Source organism: Flavobacterium sp. DSP2-3-1 (assembly GCF_049896865.1).
Lineage (GTDB): Bacteria > Bacteroidota > Bacteroidia > Flavobacteriales > Flavobacteriaceae > Flavobacterium.
Genome location: NZ_JAFCVD010000001.1, coordinates 330,223 through 347,197, shown reverse-complemented (window position 1 = coordinate 347,197; position 16,975 = coordinate 330,223). Strand labels below are relative to the sequence as shown.

Annotated in this window: 18 protein-coding genes; 7 read left to right on the top strand and 11 right to left on the bottom strand. The window is 34.5% G+C overall.

Translation table 11 applies throughout. From position 1 onward, the window contains the following. Positions 1–324: 324 nt before the first annotated feature. Complete coding sequence (locus ACP7AT_RS01655; protein WP_426062626.1) at positions 325–822, top strand: regulatory protein RecX; 498 nt, start codon at positions 325–327, stop codon at positions 820–822. A gap of 171 nt (positions 823–993) precedes the next feature. Here ACP7AT_RS01655 and ACP7AT_RS01650 read toward each other — a convergent pair whose 3' ends face one another. From ACP7AT_RS01650 to ACP7AT_RS01615, 8 genes are all read right to left on the bottom strand, one after another. Next, positions 994–2,148, bottom strand: coding sequence for a beta-ketoacyl synthase N-terminal-like domain-containing protein (locus ACP7AT_RS01650; RefSeq protein ID WP_426062625.1), 1,155 nt, complete (start codon positions 2,146–2,148; stop codon positions 994–996). Between the two features lie 292 nt (positions 2,149–2,440). Continuing rightward, positions 2,441–3,712: an adenosylmethionine--8-amino-7-oxononanoate transaminase gene (gene bioA, locus ACP7AT_RS01645; protein WP_426062624.1), complete on the bottom strand. Its 1,272-nt coding sequence runs from the start codon at positions 3,710–3,712 to the stop codon at positions 2,441–2,443. A gap of 57 nt (positions 3,713–3,769) precedes the next feature. Beyond that, positions 3,770–4,387, bottom strand: coding sequence for a dethiobiotin synthase (bioD, locus tag ACP7AT_RS01640; RefSeq protein WP_426062623.1), 618 nt, complete (start codon positions 4,385–4,387; stop codon positions 3,770–3,772). A 55-nt stretch (positions 4,388–4,442) separates the two neighbouring features. Beyond that, complete coding sequence (locus tag ACP7AT_RS01635; protein ID WP_426062622.1) at positions 4,443–5,060, bottom strand: hypothetical protein; 618 nt, start codon at positions 5,058–5,060, stop codon at positions 4,443–4,445. Further along, entirely contained in the window at positions 5,050–5,553 is a 504-nt protein-coding gene (locus ACP7AT_RS01630) for an RNA polymerase sigma factor (RefSeq protein WP_426062621.1), read from the bottom strand. The genes ACP7AT_RS01635 and ACP7AT_RS01630 overlap by 11 nt, the downstream gene beginning before the upstream one ends. A gap of 7 nt (positions 5,554–5,560) precedes the next feature. Next, entirely contained in the window at positions 5,561–6,436 is an 876-nt protein-coding gene (locus tag ACP7AT_RS01625; protein ID WP_426062620.1) for a TraB/GumN family protein, read from the bottom strand. Positions 6,437–6,480: 44 nt separating this feature from the next. Next, positions 6,481–6,681, bottom strand: coding sequence for a hypothetical protein (locus ACP7AT_RS01620; RefSeq protein ID WP_426062619.1), 201 nt, complete (start codon positions 6,679–6,681; stop codon positions 6,481–6,483). Between the two features lie 73 nt (positions 6,682–6,754). Next, positions 6,755–7,891, bottom strand: a complete 1,137-nt coding sequence (locus ACP7AT_RS01615; protein ID WP_426062618.1) for an aminotransferase class I/II-fold pyridoxal phosphate-dependent enzyme — start codon at positions 7,889–7,891, stop codon at positions 6,755–6,757. A 295-nt stretch (positions 7,892–8,186) separates the two neighbouring features. Between ACP7AT_RS01615 and ACP7AT_RS01610 the strand changes: the two genes are divergently transcribed. The 6 genes from ACP7AT_RS01610 (at position 8,187) to ACP7AT_RS01585 (ending at position 13,184) form a co-directional block, all read left to right on the top strand. Further along, positions 8,187–8,726 (top strand): hypothetical protein, encoded by a 540-nt coding sequence (locus ACP7AT_RS01610; protein WP_426062617.1) that lies wholly within the window; start codon positions 8,187–8,189, stop codon positions 8,724–8,726. Positions 8,727–9,258: 532 nt separating this feature from the next. Beyond that, the gene (locus ACP7AT_RS01605; protein WP_426062616.1) at positions 9,259–10,182 is read left to right on the top strand and encodes a hypothetical protein; all 924 of its coding nucleotides are present in this window, start codon (positions 9,259–9,261) and stop codon (positions 10,180–10,182) included. Further along, on the top strand, positions 10,172–11,728 hold the full coding sequence (locus tag ACP7AT_RS01600) for a phosphatase PAP2 family protein (RefSeq protein ID WP_426062615.1): 1,557 nt from the start codon (positions 10,172–10,174) through the stop codon (positions 11,726–11,728). The genes ACP7AT_RS01605 and ACP7AT_RS01600 overlap by 11 nt, the downstream gene beginning before the upstream one ends. A gap of 260 nt (positions 11,729–11,988) precedes the next feature. Further along, entirely contained in the window at positions 11,989–12,462 is a 474-nt protein-coding gene (locus tag ACP7AT_RS01595) for a hypothetical protein (protein ID WP_426062614.1), read from the top strand. Between the two features lie 6 nt (positions 12,463–12,468). Then, on the top strand, positions 12,469–12,972 hold the full coding sequence (locus ACP7AT_RS01590) for a DUF2975 domain-containing protein (protein ID WP_426062613.1): 504 nt from the start codon (positions 12,469–12,471) through the stop codon (positions 12,970–12,972). 2 nt (positions 12,973–12,974) lie between these two features. Next, on the top strand, positions 12,975–13,184 hold the full coding sequence (locus tag ACP7AT_RS01585; protein WP_426062612.1) for a helix-turn-helix domain-containing protein: 210 nt from the start codon (positions 12,975–12,977) through the stop codon (positions 13,182–13,184). 167 nt (positions 13,185–13,351) lie between these two features. Here ACP7AT_RS01585 and ACP7AT_RS01580 read toward each other — a convergent pair whose 3' ends face one another. The 3 genes from ACP7AT_RS01580 to ACP7AT_RS01570 form a co-directional block, all read right to left on the bottom strand. After that, on the bottom strand, positions 13,352–13,633 hold the full coding sequence (locus ACP7AT_RS01580) for a FoF1 ATP synthase subunit delta/epsilon (protein WP_426062611.1): 282 nt from the start codon (positions 13,631–13,633) through the stop codon (positions 13,352–13,354). Positions 13,634–13,706: 73 nt separating this feature from the next. Continuing rightward, positions 13,707–15,218: a F0F1 ATP synthase subunit beta gene (gene atpD, locus ACP7AT_RS01575; protein WP_426062610.1), complete on the bottom strand. Its 1,512-nt coding sequence runs from the start codon at positions 15,216–15,218 to the stop codon at positions 13,707–13,709. 256 nt (positions 15,219–15,474) lie between these two features. Beyond that, entirely contained in the window at positions 15,475–16,968 is a 1,494-nt protein-coding gene (locus ACP7AT_RS01570) for a G-D-S-L family lipolytic protein (protein WP_426062609.1), read from the bottom strand. Positions 16,969–16,975: the final 7 nt, after the last annotated feature.

Genomic DNA, 16,975 nt, shown 5'->3' with positions numbered 1-16,975 from the left:
ATAGCTACAGATGCAAGTTAGCTTCTGATTATATACAACCCGCAATTTAATCGACCAAGTACTTAATAATCGGTTGAAATACATATTTAAGCAGTTCTAATTTCTACTTTTCAACCTTTTAAAAATCATTTTTTTTAATCTAACTCGTTTTATAACAGCGTTTATTGCTAATAACATGACAATAGGTTTTTTTATAAAAACAAAAAAATTAAATACCGGTTTACCATTTGGAGCAATATCGATTTAAAGGCTTATTTTTGAAATCAAATTACTTGTAGAAACAATCAACTTTAAGCGCAATAATACTGCTGTAAAACCAAAAAAATGAATCCAGTTTTTTCTGTAAAAGAAGCCATCCATAAAATAGAGTATTACTGCGCCTATCAAGAACGCTGTCACGAAGAAGTTGTGCAAAAATTACGAAGTATGAAAATGGATTCTGATGAAATCGATACTATTTTAGTGCATCTAATCAAAGATAATTTCCTGAATGAAAGCCGCTTTGCCTGCAGTTTTGCCAGAGGAAAACACCGGATTAAGTTTTGGGGGAAAATTAGAATTGTAAACGAATTAAAATTTCGAAAAATCACACAGTACAATATCAATTTGGCACTCAAAGAAATCGATACTGCCGAATATCTATCCACTTTTCACACCGTTGCAGAAAAAAACTGGGAATCCATTCCCGAAAAAAATGTGCTAAAAAAACGCAAAAAATTCTGTGATTATTTGTTGCGCAAAGGATTCGAGAGTAATTTGGTTTACGAAAAAGCAAAAGAGCTTGAGAATTCAAACACAGATGAAATGGATGTAACGGTTTAGCACCAATTTTAAAATTCATGACGACCCTTAACTAATAACTACCTAAATTATTTCAGTCACGAATTACAACAATTTCCACGAATTCCTTTGCCCATTTTTTAAAAATCAGAGCAAATTAGAGTGGTTCGTGGTTAACTATTTTTAAAAGTACGCATCCTATAAATTGAATAATTACAAACTCAAAAGTATACTCACCGCGTTTCCACCAAAACCAACCGCATTTATCAGTACTTTTTTTATGGGCTTTGTTTGTATTTGTACTTCTGCAAAAGGAACTCCTATAAATTTATTATGTTGCATCATCAAAATAGCAAGTTCCATACTTAAAATACCTGAGGCTCCAAAAGTGTGCCCTATTTTCCATTTATTAGTAGTTAATAAAGGTAGACTTTCGCCAAAAACTTTCTGTATCGCTTTATATTCCGTCAAATCTCCTCTGATGGTTCCCGGAGCGTGCATCACAATAGCATTAACTTCTGACAAATCAATATTTTGCAACGCCATTTGCATCGATTTCTGTAAACAAATCGCTTCCGCAGAAATAGAAATATTGTGTTCTAAAATCTCCGTAGCATAACCAATTCCTTCAATGTAAGCCAATGCGTTTTCTTTTTTTCCAATTTCCAGACAACAAATGCCGGCACCTTCGCCAAGAACCATGGTGTTTTGTTTCTTTTCTAAATCAAGTGCTCGATTCGGATATTCTTCTGTGCTATTTGAATAAATTTTCAAAGCGCGCATTTGAGCAATCGTAAAATCAGTCAAAGGCGCTTCACTGCCGCCGACCAGAAATTTATCTGCCATTCCTGCTCGAAGCCAAGCCACTCCGTTTAATACAGCGTGCAAAGCAGTAGAACACGTAATAGAATGTGAAATTTCAGGTCCCGAACTTTGCAAATCATGAGCGACCCAAGAGGAAATATTTCCCAAAGTCGTCGTTGGAGAAGCTAAAGTTTGTGCTTTTCCAGTTCTTAAATATTCCTGGTAGTGTTTTTCAAATAAATCAGTGGCACCACGCGACGAACCTATATTGATTCCGAAAACGTCATTTGAAGCCCAGCCCGCATTTTTCATCGCTTGTCGTGAAGATGCCATAGCATACAAAACCGATTTGTCCAAGGATTTATATTTACTGTCTGAAGCTCGCAAAGCCAAAATAACTTGTTCTAAATCATCAGGCAACATAGCAACGAAAGTTTTTTTATGGTCTAAAATGTGTTCCGTAAAACAATGATTTTCATTGAGATAATTTTCCCAAATTGTTTTTGAGTCAGTACCCAAAGGTGAAATGGAAGCTATGGCGGTTATAGAGATTGTTTTAGACAAAATAGTACTATTATTTAGCGGCAAAGGTCGTAAAGTTTTTCATTAAATTGGTACACTGAGAGCACAGATACTCATGATAAAAGCGGAATTTTATTCTTTTAACCTATGAAAATCCGTTCAATCTGTTCAATCTGCGGCCTAAAAAACAGAAATCAATCTTAATGAATTTTCAGTGTGCGTCGTCGTGAAAAAATAACACGCAGACAACACGTATCTTAGCAGATAAAATCGGATTTTTTAATCTGTGAACATCCGTTTAATCCGTTTGATCCGCAGAAATTGTGGCTAAAAATTAGACAATTTCTAATGCATTTTCGACTACTTGATACACTTTTTTTAATTGCTCGTCTGTAATAATGTAAGGAGGCAAAATGTATACAATATTACCAACAGGACGCAGAATTACTCCGTTTTCGATAAAAAAATCATAGAGTTTGTTGCGCAAAGTTCCATAGTAACTGGCGGAACTTTGCGTTTTTATTTCTAATGCAAAAATGACTCCGAGCACACGAGTTGTAGTTACTTTCGGATGGTTTTTTATATGTTCTTGAAAGTTCAGATGGCTTTTATTTACTCTAATAATATTCGCTTGCATTTCATTGCTTTGCAACAATTCTAAACTGGCCAAAGCCGCCGCACAACCAGTAGGATTTGCTGTAAATGTATGTCCGTGAAACAACGCTTTATTGATATCATCATCATAAAAAGCATCGAATAATTCCTGAGTAAAAGTAGTAATCGCCATAGGAATTGTTCCTCCGGTCAACGCTTTAGACAAACACATCATATCTGGATTTTCGACCAAAAAATCCGTCGCAAAAGTTTTTCCGGTTTTTCCAAAACCTGTCATCACTTCGTCTGCAATGGTCAGCACATTATTTTTCTGACAGATTCGCATCAATTCATCTAATGACTCCGGATCATACATTACCATTCCTGCGGCTCCCTGAACCAATGGCTCAAAAATAAAACCAGCGCAATTCTGGTTTTTTATAATTAATTGTAACGCATCATAACTTTCTTGTTCTTTTCCTTTTACAGGAACCGGAATCCGAACCACATCAATAAACATTCCCTGAAAAGCTTGTGTGTAAAAAGAAATTCCACTCGCCGCCATGGCCGCAAAAGTGTCACCATGAAAAGCATTTTCGAAAGCAATTATAGTAGTTCTCTTTTCTCCTTTGTTAAAGAAATACTGCAAAGCTACCTTAATTGCAACCTCAACAGCAGTTGATCCGTTATCTGAAAAGAATATTTTTTGTTGGTTTTTTGGTAATATTCCCATCAACTTCTCAGCTACCAAAATAGCGGGTTCGTGTGTAAATCCGCCGAACAACACATGTTCTAATGTCGTGAGCTGTTGGTAAATCGCATCGGCAATAAATGTATTAGAATGTCCATAAGGATTCACCCACCAAGAAGCGATAGCGTCAATATATTCTGTGTTATTTTCGTCCCATAGCAAAGCGCCTTTGCCTTTTTTAATAGCAATTGGCAACGCCGCAGTTTTGTGCTGGGTGTACGGATGCCAAAGGTATTGGCAGTCTCTTTCAGTTAAAGTCATTTTAAATAATATATTTCACAAAGATACACAGAGAAAGAACAGAGTTTCATAAAGATTTTATAAACTCAGTAGCAGTTCCCGAAACACATCAGCGTATTCTTTGACTACATTTTTATCAAAATAGGGTTCTTGTTCTATTCTTCCAATGCATTTTACACCAGTTTTACTCCCGATTATTTCTTCAGTCGCTTTGTTTTCATCGCCAGAAAAAATAATTCCAGCAATTGCTATTTTTCTGTTTTGTAAAGCTTCAATGGTCAATAAAGTATGATTGATACTTCCCAAATAATGACGGGAAACCAATAGCACTTTATAATCGGGTTGAATCAAATCTATAACGCAATCATTTGAATTTAAAGGAACAAAAACACCTCCTGCGCCCTCTACAACCAAATGATTTTCTGTTTTGGGTTCAATGATTTTATTTAAATCAATCGTAATTCGGTCCAATTCAGCAGCAAAATGCGGACTTGCCGGAGTATTCAAAGCATAACTATTAGGATGAATCACTGTCTTTTTATTAGACAAAAATGATTTGACCTTGTGGCTATCGGAGTTTTCTAGATCTCCCGCTTGAATGGGTTTCCAATAATCGGCTTCTAAAGCTTCTGTTATAATGGCTGACGCGATGGTTTTACCTACATCGGTACCTATTCCGGTTACAAATAATTTCATAATAATTAGATTTGGACACAAAAGTAAAAAACCCATCGGTAAGATGGGTCATTTATTATTCTTCTTTTAACTCATCAATTACTTTCCTGATCTCTTTTGCATATTTTCCGTAGAAAAGTTCTGCATGTGCCTTTATGAGAAACCAACAGCCCGTTGACCACATAACAAAACCAATTATCAAACCAATAAACAGTATTTCTGGATTTTGAATACCTTCAATTATTTTCATAACTTTTTCAGTTTTTGAACCCAAAGGAATTATAATCATATAAATAAAACCAAAAGGAATAGAAACAATAGAGATAATTTTATAGACTTCTGTAAATAATTTTATTTCATAATAGGTTTCATACAAATTGTCTTTTGTGCTAATGTTTTTATTATTTACTATTTTATAAAAATCTTTAATTTTTATTAAAAAATACCCACTGACCATAACTGATATGAAATATACAACGTAAAAAAGCATTAGATAATTCATATTAAATTTAATAAAGACAGGTACAAGTCCACACACAAGGAAAAAGATTTGCAGGTAGCTCTCACTTTTTAAACTTTTTTTTATATGTGTTAGGGGCATACTGGCTGATTGTATTTTTTCTACATGATTTGGTATCATAATTTCCCCAGTTTTTTCACTGTTCCACGCGTTCTGTATATCGTCAAAATCCATATCCTTGATTTATAATTATTTCTTTTAATTTTTCTTTTGCTCTATTTAATTTCACTCTGGCATTCCCTTCTGAAATACCTAAATTGTCTCCAATTTCTTTATGGGAGAAACCCTCCAGTTGATAAAAAATGATAGCCTTATCTATTTTTTCTAATTTCTGAATTGCTTTGTAAAAATGTTCAATTTGGCTTTCCTTAATTTCTGAATCGTCAGTTTCTTCTTTTATGTTTTCAGATGCTATTTGATATTTATCGACTTTCCTCTTTTCTTTCTTTAGAAAAACGATAGCTGTATTAATGGCCACCCGATACATCCAAGTAGAAAACTGGCTTTCATTCCTAAAAGTGTCATACGATTTCCATAACTGACAGACAATCTCCTGAAACAAATCTTGTTGATCATCTCGATTATCCATGTACATTTTAGAAACCTTATGCAAAATTCCTTTATGGACTTCTATCTTGGTTAAAAATTCCTGTTCTCTTTTCTCCAAAATCTTTCTAATTCAATAGCGGTTTAACAGAATAGCTTGCTTTTCTCAATAAATTAATCAACCCTTCTTTGCCCAATAAATGTGCCGCCCCAACTGCAAAAAAAGTGCTTTTCTCTTTCATCACATCTGGCATTTTTACAGCCCAGTTTTCATTTCGAACCTCTAACATCCATTTTTTTGAATTCTCATTCATTAATTTTGGAGTAGTAATCTCTTTATATAATTCCGGAAGATTTTCATTTATGTAATTCTGAACCATTTTTTCAGTTTCTTCACCGTTTGTCTCTTGCAGCATCGCTATCATTTCATCATCAGAATACGCTTTATTTAAAAAATGTATTTGCGCTTCCATGGTCTCAAGTCCTCCAATACTCTTTTTTGACTCTTTGGCTAAGCCAATAAATTCCATTTCATAAAATTTTAAATTCTCACAGCCAAAAGACTTCATAGAGATTAAACTCAGCACGGTCAACATGCTATAATTATCAACTTGCTGAATTGTCATTCCAGTAATTTGTCGCAATATTATATCCAAATCAGATAATTGTTTTGCCGTCAATTTTTTACTTAAAGGCTCGGCACTCATTGCTGCTTTTTGCATAAAAACCAACTCATTAGGATCTGATAAATCAATTTCGAGAAATAAACTTTCAGTGGCATTGAACGCTTTCTTTGTTTTTTCCGAAAGAAAATAATCATTCCCACAAATCATATGAATTGTACCATATAAAAAAGAAGATTTCGACAAACCGTTTCCTGAAATTTCCCATAAAAGAGATTTATCATTTGAATTTACTGATGTAGTTTTTTTTGCTTGCGCAAAAACGCCACTACAAATTAATAATACTGCTACTATTGCAATTGATTTATATAATTTTTTCATAATAATTTGATTTTTGATTGACTTAGATGATTAAACTCGTCAAATTATTTACTATTATTTGTTCTTAAAACAGAAAACACACCCGCCAAAAATAAGCATGACATCATCAATAACATTTCAGATTTTGGTTTGTCATAAACATATTGGCTCATTAAAGCGTCGCTTACTCCTATTGAACTGATAAAAATCATAATAGGTCCAAAATAATTTCTCTCGCTATATTTTCTTGTGGTTTCTGTTTTCATAATGGTTTTGTTTATTTAATTACCATTCGTAAGTAATAAAATAAGCAAAACGTTACAAAAAAAATTAATTTATTTAAAGAAGTGAGTAAACACAATGCATCACATCTGAAATTTCTACTTGCGAATTATAACTGTGCAAACAAAAACGCAGTCGTTCTTGACCTTTTGGTACAGTAGGCGAAAGTATGGCTTTGACATCAAATCCTTTTTCCTGCAGTTGTTTGGCGATTGTTTTTACTTTTTCATTTCCAGGAATAATAGCAGATTGTATGGCTGATTTGCTTCGGACAAAAAGTGGTTTTAAACTTAGTAGATTTTTCTGCTGATTGAAAAAAATAATGTTTTCTCTTAATTTTGAAATTGAAGCCGAATCCATTTCTAAATGCTGATACGCAACCAGAATCGTGGCAACGGAATGTGGTGAAAGTCCTGTGGTGTAAATAAAACTTCTGGCAAAGTTTATCAAATATTCTCGCAATTCATTCGACCCTAACACTGCTGCTCCATGGCAACCTAATCCTTTCCCAAAAGTAACTATTAGAGCAAAAACGTGCTCTTGCAAACCCAACATTTGAACTAATCCTTCTCCTTTTGAACCAAAAACACCCAAAGCATGCGCTTCATCAACAACAAGATAACAATTGTGTTTAGTTGAAACCGAAACCAATTCTTCTAGATTTGGACAATCACCATCCATTGAAAATACTGATTCAGTGACGATATAAATAATAGTATTAGGATTCCGTAAAATCAACTTTTCTAAATCTTCAAAATCATTATGATTAAACTTATACGCTTTTGCATTTGAAAGCTGAATTCCATCCCGAATAGAAGCATGACACAATTCATCGTATAAAATCAAATCTCCCTTTTGTGGAACCGAACCGAAGAATCCAACATTGACATCATATCCCGAATTAAAAATCAGCGCTGATTCTGATTGATGGAAGTTAGCAATAAAGTCCTCTGTTTCTTGATACAATTTATGGTTACCAGATAACAATCGGGAGCCAGTTGCCCCGTTTTGATAAATTTTTCTGCTAATTAAAAACTCATGCGTTTGATTAAAAATAATTTCCGATCCAGAAAAACCAAGGTAATCATTGGAAGCAAAATCAATTATTTTACTTGACAAAGGCAATTTTCGTAAAGCACTATTTTGCTTTCGAATCTCAAGTTTAGCGGATAGATTTTCTGGAAAATGTTTCATAGTCAGCAAAAATAAGCATCTTTTTTGGTTTATTGATTTTGTAAATTACTTGTTTGTTTTTTCATCAAACCTAAAAAAAATCAAGCTTTTTTCTTAAAATCAAAATTCGGCTTCTTCATCAAAAAAAATCAAATGCATTATAAATTAACAATTAAACTAAACCTATGAAAAAAAAATACATAAATTTTTTCGAAAACGGTTTCGATTTATAACCTTCGTAAAATTATGTTAAAAAAAACTTAAAATGAATATTGAAAATGTTAACCAATGAAATAGTTTTTTACTTTCGACGAATATGAAACGAATTGCATCACTTTTTTTAGTAGTAACGTTGTTTTACAACGTGATGGGATACTATCTGATGTTTGCTTATCAAGAAGAGCAAGCGTGGGTATCTTCTATGGAAAAGAGACATGATTCTGAGTTTCAAGTAATCAAATTGAATGCAACTTTATACTCTTTTATCGAAGACACCGATTTTGAGTATGTCAATGAAGATGTGGTAATCAACAACAAAAGCTATCACATTTTCAAAAAAAGAATTCAAAACAACATATTAAGTCTGTATTACCTGCGCAATTCACATCAAGATGCAATAAGTCAGGATTTAAAAGACATTGTTGACAATCAATTATTCACCGGATCTTCCTCAAAAGAGTCTCCGGTTAAAAAACTATTAAAATCTTTCCTTAAAGATTACGTACCAAACACTGCTGTTTGTTTCGCTTTTTCGCCTGAAAAAGAAGCAGAAGTTGTAGCGATTAATGAAAATCCAATAGCGTCTTTACGCTCGGGACACCTTGCTTTATCGTACACACCACCTGATTTCATTTAATTTACATTTTATACCAAAAACATTACAATACTGAATATACAGTGTTTAGTATTAATTTTTAAAATCAATATAACTCCACTGGGTTTTGATATTAAAATTGATTAGTGTCCGCTACATTAATATAAATTTACGGCGAGAAGTACCTTATTACTGCAGGAACATCATTGATTCGCCAATCTAATTCACATTATTATTTGATTTTTTTGTCAATTTTTTTTAAACAACTAGGACTATATCCTTTCATTTAAACCGTGAAAACATAGTAAACTCCGAGTAAAAAAAATCGTTCTTTTTGTATCAGTATCATTCGCAGTGGTTTGTAACCGTTCGCAAAGTGTTACCGACAAGAAGAATTCAACGACGAGAGGTACTCCTGTTCAAGGTGATTCAGCTTTTGCTGATTACACAACAAACATAGGATTATTAACCAGATTTTAGTTATTAAGCATCTGAAAATTTGTTGTTTTCTTAATAATTAAAACAAAATGTTTTTAAATACCAAACACCCGCTATTAACAAAAACCATTTTTTAATGAAAAAATTTTACTTAAGTTGTCTGCTGTTGGCATCTTTATTTATGAATGCTCAAACAGAGATTGATGGAATTATGATGAGTAAAGGCAATTTTTGTTTTGGAACAATATACCAACATAGTAGCTGGGACAAGTATTGGGAAGGAATCTTTAAAAGAAAAAACCTCAATTTTGGTACCGTATCCACAAAGTCATTGGCTTTGATGGGAAACTATGGTGTTTCTGATAAATTAAATATTATTTTCAGCCTTCCTTACGTAGCAACTAAAGCTTCTGCTGGCACAATGGGAGGAGTAAAAGGTTTACAGGACATCTCTTTTACCGTAAAATACATGCCTTTTGAAAAAACAATTGGCAAAGCCACTTACTCTTTATATGCTTTAGGAGGTCTATCAGCGCCTATTTCAGATTATCCAGCAGATTATTTACCATTAAGTATTGGCCTCAAAAGCAAGACTGCTTCCTTACGATTAATGGGTGATTATCAAAGAGGTCGCTTTTTCACCACGCTATCCGGAGCGTATTTAAAAAGAGCTAACGTAACCATTGACAGAAATTCCTATTACACAACCGAAATACATTACACCAATGAAGTCGACATGCCGAATGCTATATCTATAAACTACAGAATAGGCTATCGTTCTAGCAGATTAATAGCCGAAGCTGTTCTTGATAATTGGGTTACACAATCTGGCGGATTTGACATTACAACAAACAACATGCCTTTTCTAAGCAATACTATGAATGCAGTAAAAATTGGTGTGAATACTAAATACACGCTTAAGAAAGTACCGGCATTATCTATTATTGGAGGGTGCAATTTTGTTACAGAAGGCCGAAATGTAGGGCAATCAAATACCTTTTACGGCGGTCTATTTTATATCATTAATTTAAAAAAAACGATACAAGAAAATGAAAAATAAAGTACAAAAAATAGCCTGCAATAGTCTTCTGGTTTTGTTTCTTACGTTGAACTATTCTTGTAGTGACGAGTTAACAGAACGCAATGAGCAATTCCCTCAATTAAATCCCGCCAATACAGATGTATTAGCCGGAAGCTGGAAAACATTCCTATTGACTGCCCCAAATGAATTTTATTTGGATCCGCCAATAACATCAAACACACCTGCTTTTGCAAGAGAAATTAACGAAATAAAAAGTTACCAAGCAAGCATAACTCAGGAACAGAAAAAAATAATACAATATTGGAGCGCCGGAGGCGTTTTACGTTGGAATGAGATTATGCGGACCTTAGTGGCAAGACACAATCGTCCACCATATCAAAATGAAGACGGGACATATCCTGCACCATCTGGAGCAAATCCATTCGCAAATCCTCAATTTCCTTTTTCAAATCCTCCTTACGCAGCCAGAGCTTATGCGTATGTTAGCGCTGCGCAATACGATGCAATGGTTGCAACTTGGCATTATAAAAAACTTTATAATAGAGATGCACCATTTATAGTTGACGCAACTTTACCCGTTCTAATCCCCAAGAGCAGCTTACCTTCCTATCCATCTGAAGATGCTGTTTTAGCAGGAGTTACTGTTGAATTATTAAAATTATTATTCCCAACAGAAATCGCTTACATCCAAGAAAAAGCAGAGGAACAAAAATTATATCGCATCATTAGTGGCGCCAATGTTCGAAGTGATGTTGATGCCGGAATTATTTTAGGCAGAAAAATTGCCGCCAAATTTATCGCCAGAGCTGCCGCTGACGGAACAGGAGCAGCTATTGGCAATCAAGCACTTTGGACACAACTTGAAACTCAAACTGCAGCCTCTGGAGAAACTCCATGGAAATCATTAGATATTCCCGCGAGACCTCCAATGTTACCATTGTTTGGAAAAGTAAAATCATTCCTTATGACCCCTGAAATGGTTCTTGCAAGTCGTCCGGTTCCACCGCCTTCCACGAAATCAGAACAATTTGCAAAAGAATTAGCTGAAGTAAAAACCAACAGCAAAAATGCAACTAGAAAAAATATGGAAATTGTTACCTTTTGGGCTGATGGTGTGGGTACATACACACCGCCAGGCCACTGGAATGCAATTGCAGCTGAAGAATTTGTAGCCCAAAATTACAGCGAAGTACGATGGGCCAGAAATATGGCGTTATTGAATATTGCCATGATGGATGCGGCTATCAGTTGCTGGGATGCAAAATACTTTTATTTTAATCCAAGACCTTGTCAGATGGATCCATCCATCAAAACATTAACAGGGATTCCGAATTTTCCTGCTTATGTATCAGGTCACTCGACCTTTAGTGGTGCTGCCACTGCCGTATTATCGCATATTATTCCTGCAAAAGCGCAAAATTTTTCAATTATGGCTAAACAGGCTTCTGATTCGCGCTTGCTTGGCGCCATTCATTATAGGAGTGATTGTGAAAAAGGATTTGAATTAGGGAAAAAAGTAGGTGGCTTTGCTGTTGCAAGAGCTACAATAGATGGAGCTGAATAATTAAAATATAAGTTGATAATTTGTAAATGGTTTGTTTTAATATTTGTTATTAACCAAAGCCTAACAGACGTTGGAAACCTGTTAGGCTTTTTTATAAAAAAACTATTCAAAAATGAGTTTTGCCTAAAACAGTTTTTAATTCAGATTTAAAATAAAAAGGAAAAAAAAAATACCTGTAATTAATCTTTTTCTATATTTTATTGTTTTTAAACATTTAATTATTGTTTATCGATAATTTTTATATATTTACAAGAAAAAATATGAGAAAAATTACTATTTTAAATTGGGTTTTAAAAATTTTCATAGGATTATTAATCTTAGCTATCCCAATAAACGAGTGCTTACGGTATAACATGTCTAGCGAAGAAATAACTATAATATATAAGGAATCTATTTTCGGAAATTTAAGTCCTTATATAATGTTATTACGAATAGTGGTCTTAATATTCACGATATTTAATATTCAAAAAGGACTCCAAGCGTTTATTAAAGAAGGCGTTTTTAATTTTAAAAGCTCAGAGAGATTTAAAAGAAGTGGCTACCTTTCGTTGCTGTTAAGCGTTTCTGGGATCATAATTAGACTGTTGGGCATGAGTCAGACGCCAAAGGACCAGATACTATCTGATATTATTATGTATTTGTTATTACTTGCAATTGGAATTGGGTTATTAGCTTTTTCTGATGTTATTAAAAAAGGAAATATCATAGAAACTGAAAATAATTTAACAATATAAAATAGTATGAAAAAATTAAATTTATTAAAAACGATTATCGATTTTGTCTGGATTATGGCATTAATTTTTATTCCATTCTTATTGTTTTTCATCGGATATTTATCGATTTCAAATGAACCGTTTGATGTTCCAATAAACATGAATGGTATCAAAATTACTGTTTTGGACCTCAATGCTAAAATTGTTTTATTTTTTGCAACCTTGTCTTATCTCTTACTATTGTATGGTTTATATCTAATAAAAAAACTACTCCGATTGTTTCAGTTGAAGATTATTTTTGATAACAAAATAATCTTTTACTTCAATCGAATTGGAAACCTATTTATACTTTCCGGATTTGTATCGGGAATTCCTGCTTTCTTTTGTAAAGTAGCACAAGGTGAAATAAAAATAGAAATTGGAGCAAATCCTTTCCTGTATCTTATTTCTCTTGGATTGTTTTTTACGGTTTTAGCCGAAGTTTTTAAAATGGGGAAACAATTGAAAGAAGAAAACGAACTAACCATATAATTATGCCAATCATAGTAAACCTTGACGTAATGCTTGCCAAAAAAAAAATGCGCTCCAATGAACTAGCGGAACGAATGGGAATCACAACAGCTAATCTTTCTATTTTAAAAACCGGAAAAGCAAAGGCGATTCGGTTTTCGACTTTAGAATTGATTTGTGAAATTCTGGAATGCCAACCCGGAGATATTATGGAGTTTGTAAAGGATGAATAATCTTTTGTTCTCGATTTTTTAGCCCAGATGGAAACGGCATCCTTTTACAAAGGTTCCAGCCTTTTGAAGGCTGGAAGCTTTGTAAAAGATATAGTGGACAGCTGGAAATAGCTCCAAAAAAAAAGCCTCACAAATTGTGAAGCTTTAATTTATATATTGAAATCATTTTAGTCGACTAAAACAATAACTTTGTTGTCTTTCATTTCGATTGTCCCAGAATTGATAGCAAGTGTGTAATTTTGGGCATCGAGTTTGGTGAATTTACCTGCGACTTCTTTGGCAAAAGCAAAGTTAGAAGCGGTAATTTTCACTACTCCTTTTTCTAAAATAGAAACAATTGGCGCGTGGTTATTCAAAATCTGAAAGCTTCCATCCGTTCCTGGCAATGTAACCGAAGTTACTTCTGCTGAAAATAATTTTGCCTCTGGTGATACTATTTCTAATAACATAATTATGAGTTTTGAATTATGAGTTATGAGTTTTCAAAATTTGAAACAACTCATAACTCATAACTTATAATTTTTAAGCTTCCGCTAACATTTTTTCTCCAGCTTCAATTGCTTCTTCAATAGTACCTTTAAGGTTAAAAGCGGATTCTGGCAAGTGATCTAATTCACCGTCAATAATCATATTAAATCCTTTGATAGTATCTTTAATATCAACTAAAACTCCTTTTAATCCTGTAAATTGCTCCGCAACGTGGAAAGGTTGAGATAAGAAGCGTTGTACACGACGTGCTCTTGAAACGGCTAATTTATCATCTTCTGATAATTCTTCCATACCAAGAATCGCAATGATATCTTGTAATTGTTTATATTTTTGTAAAATTTCTTTTACTCTTTGTGCACAGTCATAATGCTCATTCCCTAAAATTTGAGGCGTAAGTATTCTTGAAGTTGAATCCAATGGATCCACCGCAGGATAAATACCTAACTCAGCAATTTTACGAGACAATACTGTGGTTGCATCTAAGTGGGCAAAAGTTGTAGCCGGAGCTGGATCCGTTAAATCATCCGCAGGAACGTAAACCGCTTGAACAGATGTAATAGAACCTTTGTTTGTAGATGTGATACGCTCTTGCATTGCACCCATTTCAGTTGCTAATGTTGGTTGGTATCCTACCGCAGATGGCATACGACCTAAAAGTGCCGAAACCTCAGAACCTGCTTGTGTAAAACGGAAGATATTATCCACGAAGAACAATACATCCTTACCTTGATCAGTTCCTGCCCCATCACGGAAATACTCAGCGATTGATAATCCAGAAAGTGCTACACGAGCACGAGCTCCCGGAGGCTCATTCATTTGTCCGAAAACGAAAGTGGCTTTAGACTCTCTCATTCCTACTAAATCTACTTTAGACAAATCCCATCCTCCATTTTCCATAGAGTGCATGAATTCATCCCCGTATTTTATAATTCCTGACTCTAACATCTCACGAAGTAAGTCATTCCCTTCACGTGTTCTTTCTCCTACTCCTGCGAATACGGAAAGTCCACCGTGACCTTTTGCAATATTGTTAATTAACTCCTGAATCAATACTGTTTTACCAACTCCAGCACCACCAAACAATCCAATTTTTCCCCCTTTTGAGTAAGGCTCAATTAAATCGATTACTTTAATACCTGTGAATAAAACTTCAGAAGAAGTAGATAAATCTTCGAATTTTGGAGCTGCTCTGTGAATCGACATTCCGTTTTCACCTGTTTTTGGCAATTCCGGCAAACCATCAATTGCATCTCCAATTACGTTAAATAAACGTCCGTAAACATCGGCGCCAATTGGCATTTGAATAGGATTCCCTGTTCCAACTACTTCATAACCTCTACTCAAACCATCTGTTGAGTCCATCGAAATGGTACGAACTGTGTTTTCACCTATGTGAGATTGTACTTCAAGTACTAATAAAGTACCATCTTTTTTTGTGATTTCTAATGAATCATAAATTTTTGGAAGTTCAACATCCTTACCGTTGAAAACTACGTCAACTACTGGTCCAATGATCTGGGCAACTTTTCCTATTACTTTCGACATTACTTATGTATTTATTAAATAGCTATTTAGGTTTATGAAATAGTACTAACCGAATTGTATCGATTAAATGCTTTTTTCAGTGTGCAAAGATAATTTTTTAAAATATAAAATCAATAATTTTTTATAAAAAAAGGATATTTTTAATAGATACTGGAGAAATGACTTCGAAACAGACAAAAGATCGCAATATCCTCAAAAACAAATAACCACCACGTCATGAAACGGGTGGTTATTTTTTTAAAAAAAGAAGTTCAAATTATTGAATGGTAGCTGGATATTGAATTCCATACAAACCTAAATCAACACCTTTCAAATTAGAACCATATTTAGCATTTATAGCCTCCAAGAATTTATTAGCAATTAATGCATATCCTCTTGGACTTGGGTGAACTCCATCTAAAGAAAAAGTACCACCTGTAACGTAAGCAGCAGTCATGTGAAAAGTACCAAAACGAATTCCGCCATTATTCAACTGATTTAAAATTGAAGCTGTATCAACGAAAGCCAAATTGTTTGATTCAGCCGCAGCTTTAATCGTTACATTATAGGCATCTGTCGCTAATTTTATCTCCAAAATCTCTGAAGCTGTCAAAACCCTATTGTCTTGCAATGGAAAAGTTACCCCAACGGTATTAAAAGGAGGCGGAACTCCAGCTTGTGGTGTTCCAATAACTGTTCTGGTTGTAAGCAATACAAAATCTTTGTCAGTAACATTTGCACCACCATTAGCATGACGCGCTTGTCCATAAAGATTGCCCATTAAAGCTGCTTGCTGCGCTGGAACACCCGCTGCAGTTAACGCACCCGTAATTTGAGCACTGTAATTAACCAACGTTTCATCTCTTATCAATAAAGGATTTGTAGCAGAAGCCGTTAATATTTTAATTCTGCTTCCAGCGCCTAGAGCTGTAAGAATTTGTTTTACTGGCCCTAACAACTGTGTATTCAATTGTGTTGCAGTTGCAGCATCTAACGGAACTGGGTTAAAAGGAACCGTCGTAAAAAACGGTAGATTATTGATATACGGTAAATTGGCAACAACTCCTTTTTTACCTCCTGCCGCGAGAGCTGTAGCTAATGCATTATAAGCCGCATTAAAAGTACCAGTGGGAGTAATATCATTCCCCGCAACAGGATCTTGCGAAGTAGGTATACCACCATTGGTAGCATATCCTAAAACATCATTACCTCCAATAAACAAAGAGAAAAAGGTTGGATTTTGATCTGTAGCATCTTTTATTACGCTTGACATCGCCGTTTTCGCAAATCGACCAAAATATGGATTAGCTCGTCCGTAACCTGCAACTCCTAAATGTATTGCTTTTGCACCTGGAACGCCCATATTGCTGTATGAACCAGAAATACTAGCACCAAAAACTGTTCCCGAAACCCCTGAAACATTTACAGGTCCAGCACCATTGAAATACAAACGTGTTGGGAATTGAGGAACTTGATTTCCTCCAATTGAAAACCCACCTCTGTTGTCATCGGCCATGAATGGATTTGTAAAAGCACCTCCGCCAACTAAAGCAAATTGCCCTGCCAAGATATTAGGGTATGAATTTTTTTGACCGGCTTTAAAAAGAGCTCCATCACTATATCCCGCTGCAAACGAATCTCCTAAAGCAACATATTTAGAAAAATCGGCCGTACCCGCTGTTAGCGGCTCTTCGGTAATTACCTCATCATCGTTATTACATGCTGCGAATGTTAGCGAAATCAACAACAGCCATTTGAAATTTTTTATCATAATATAT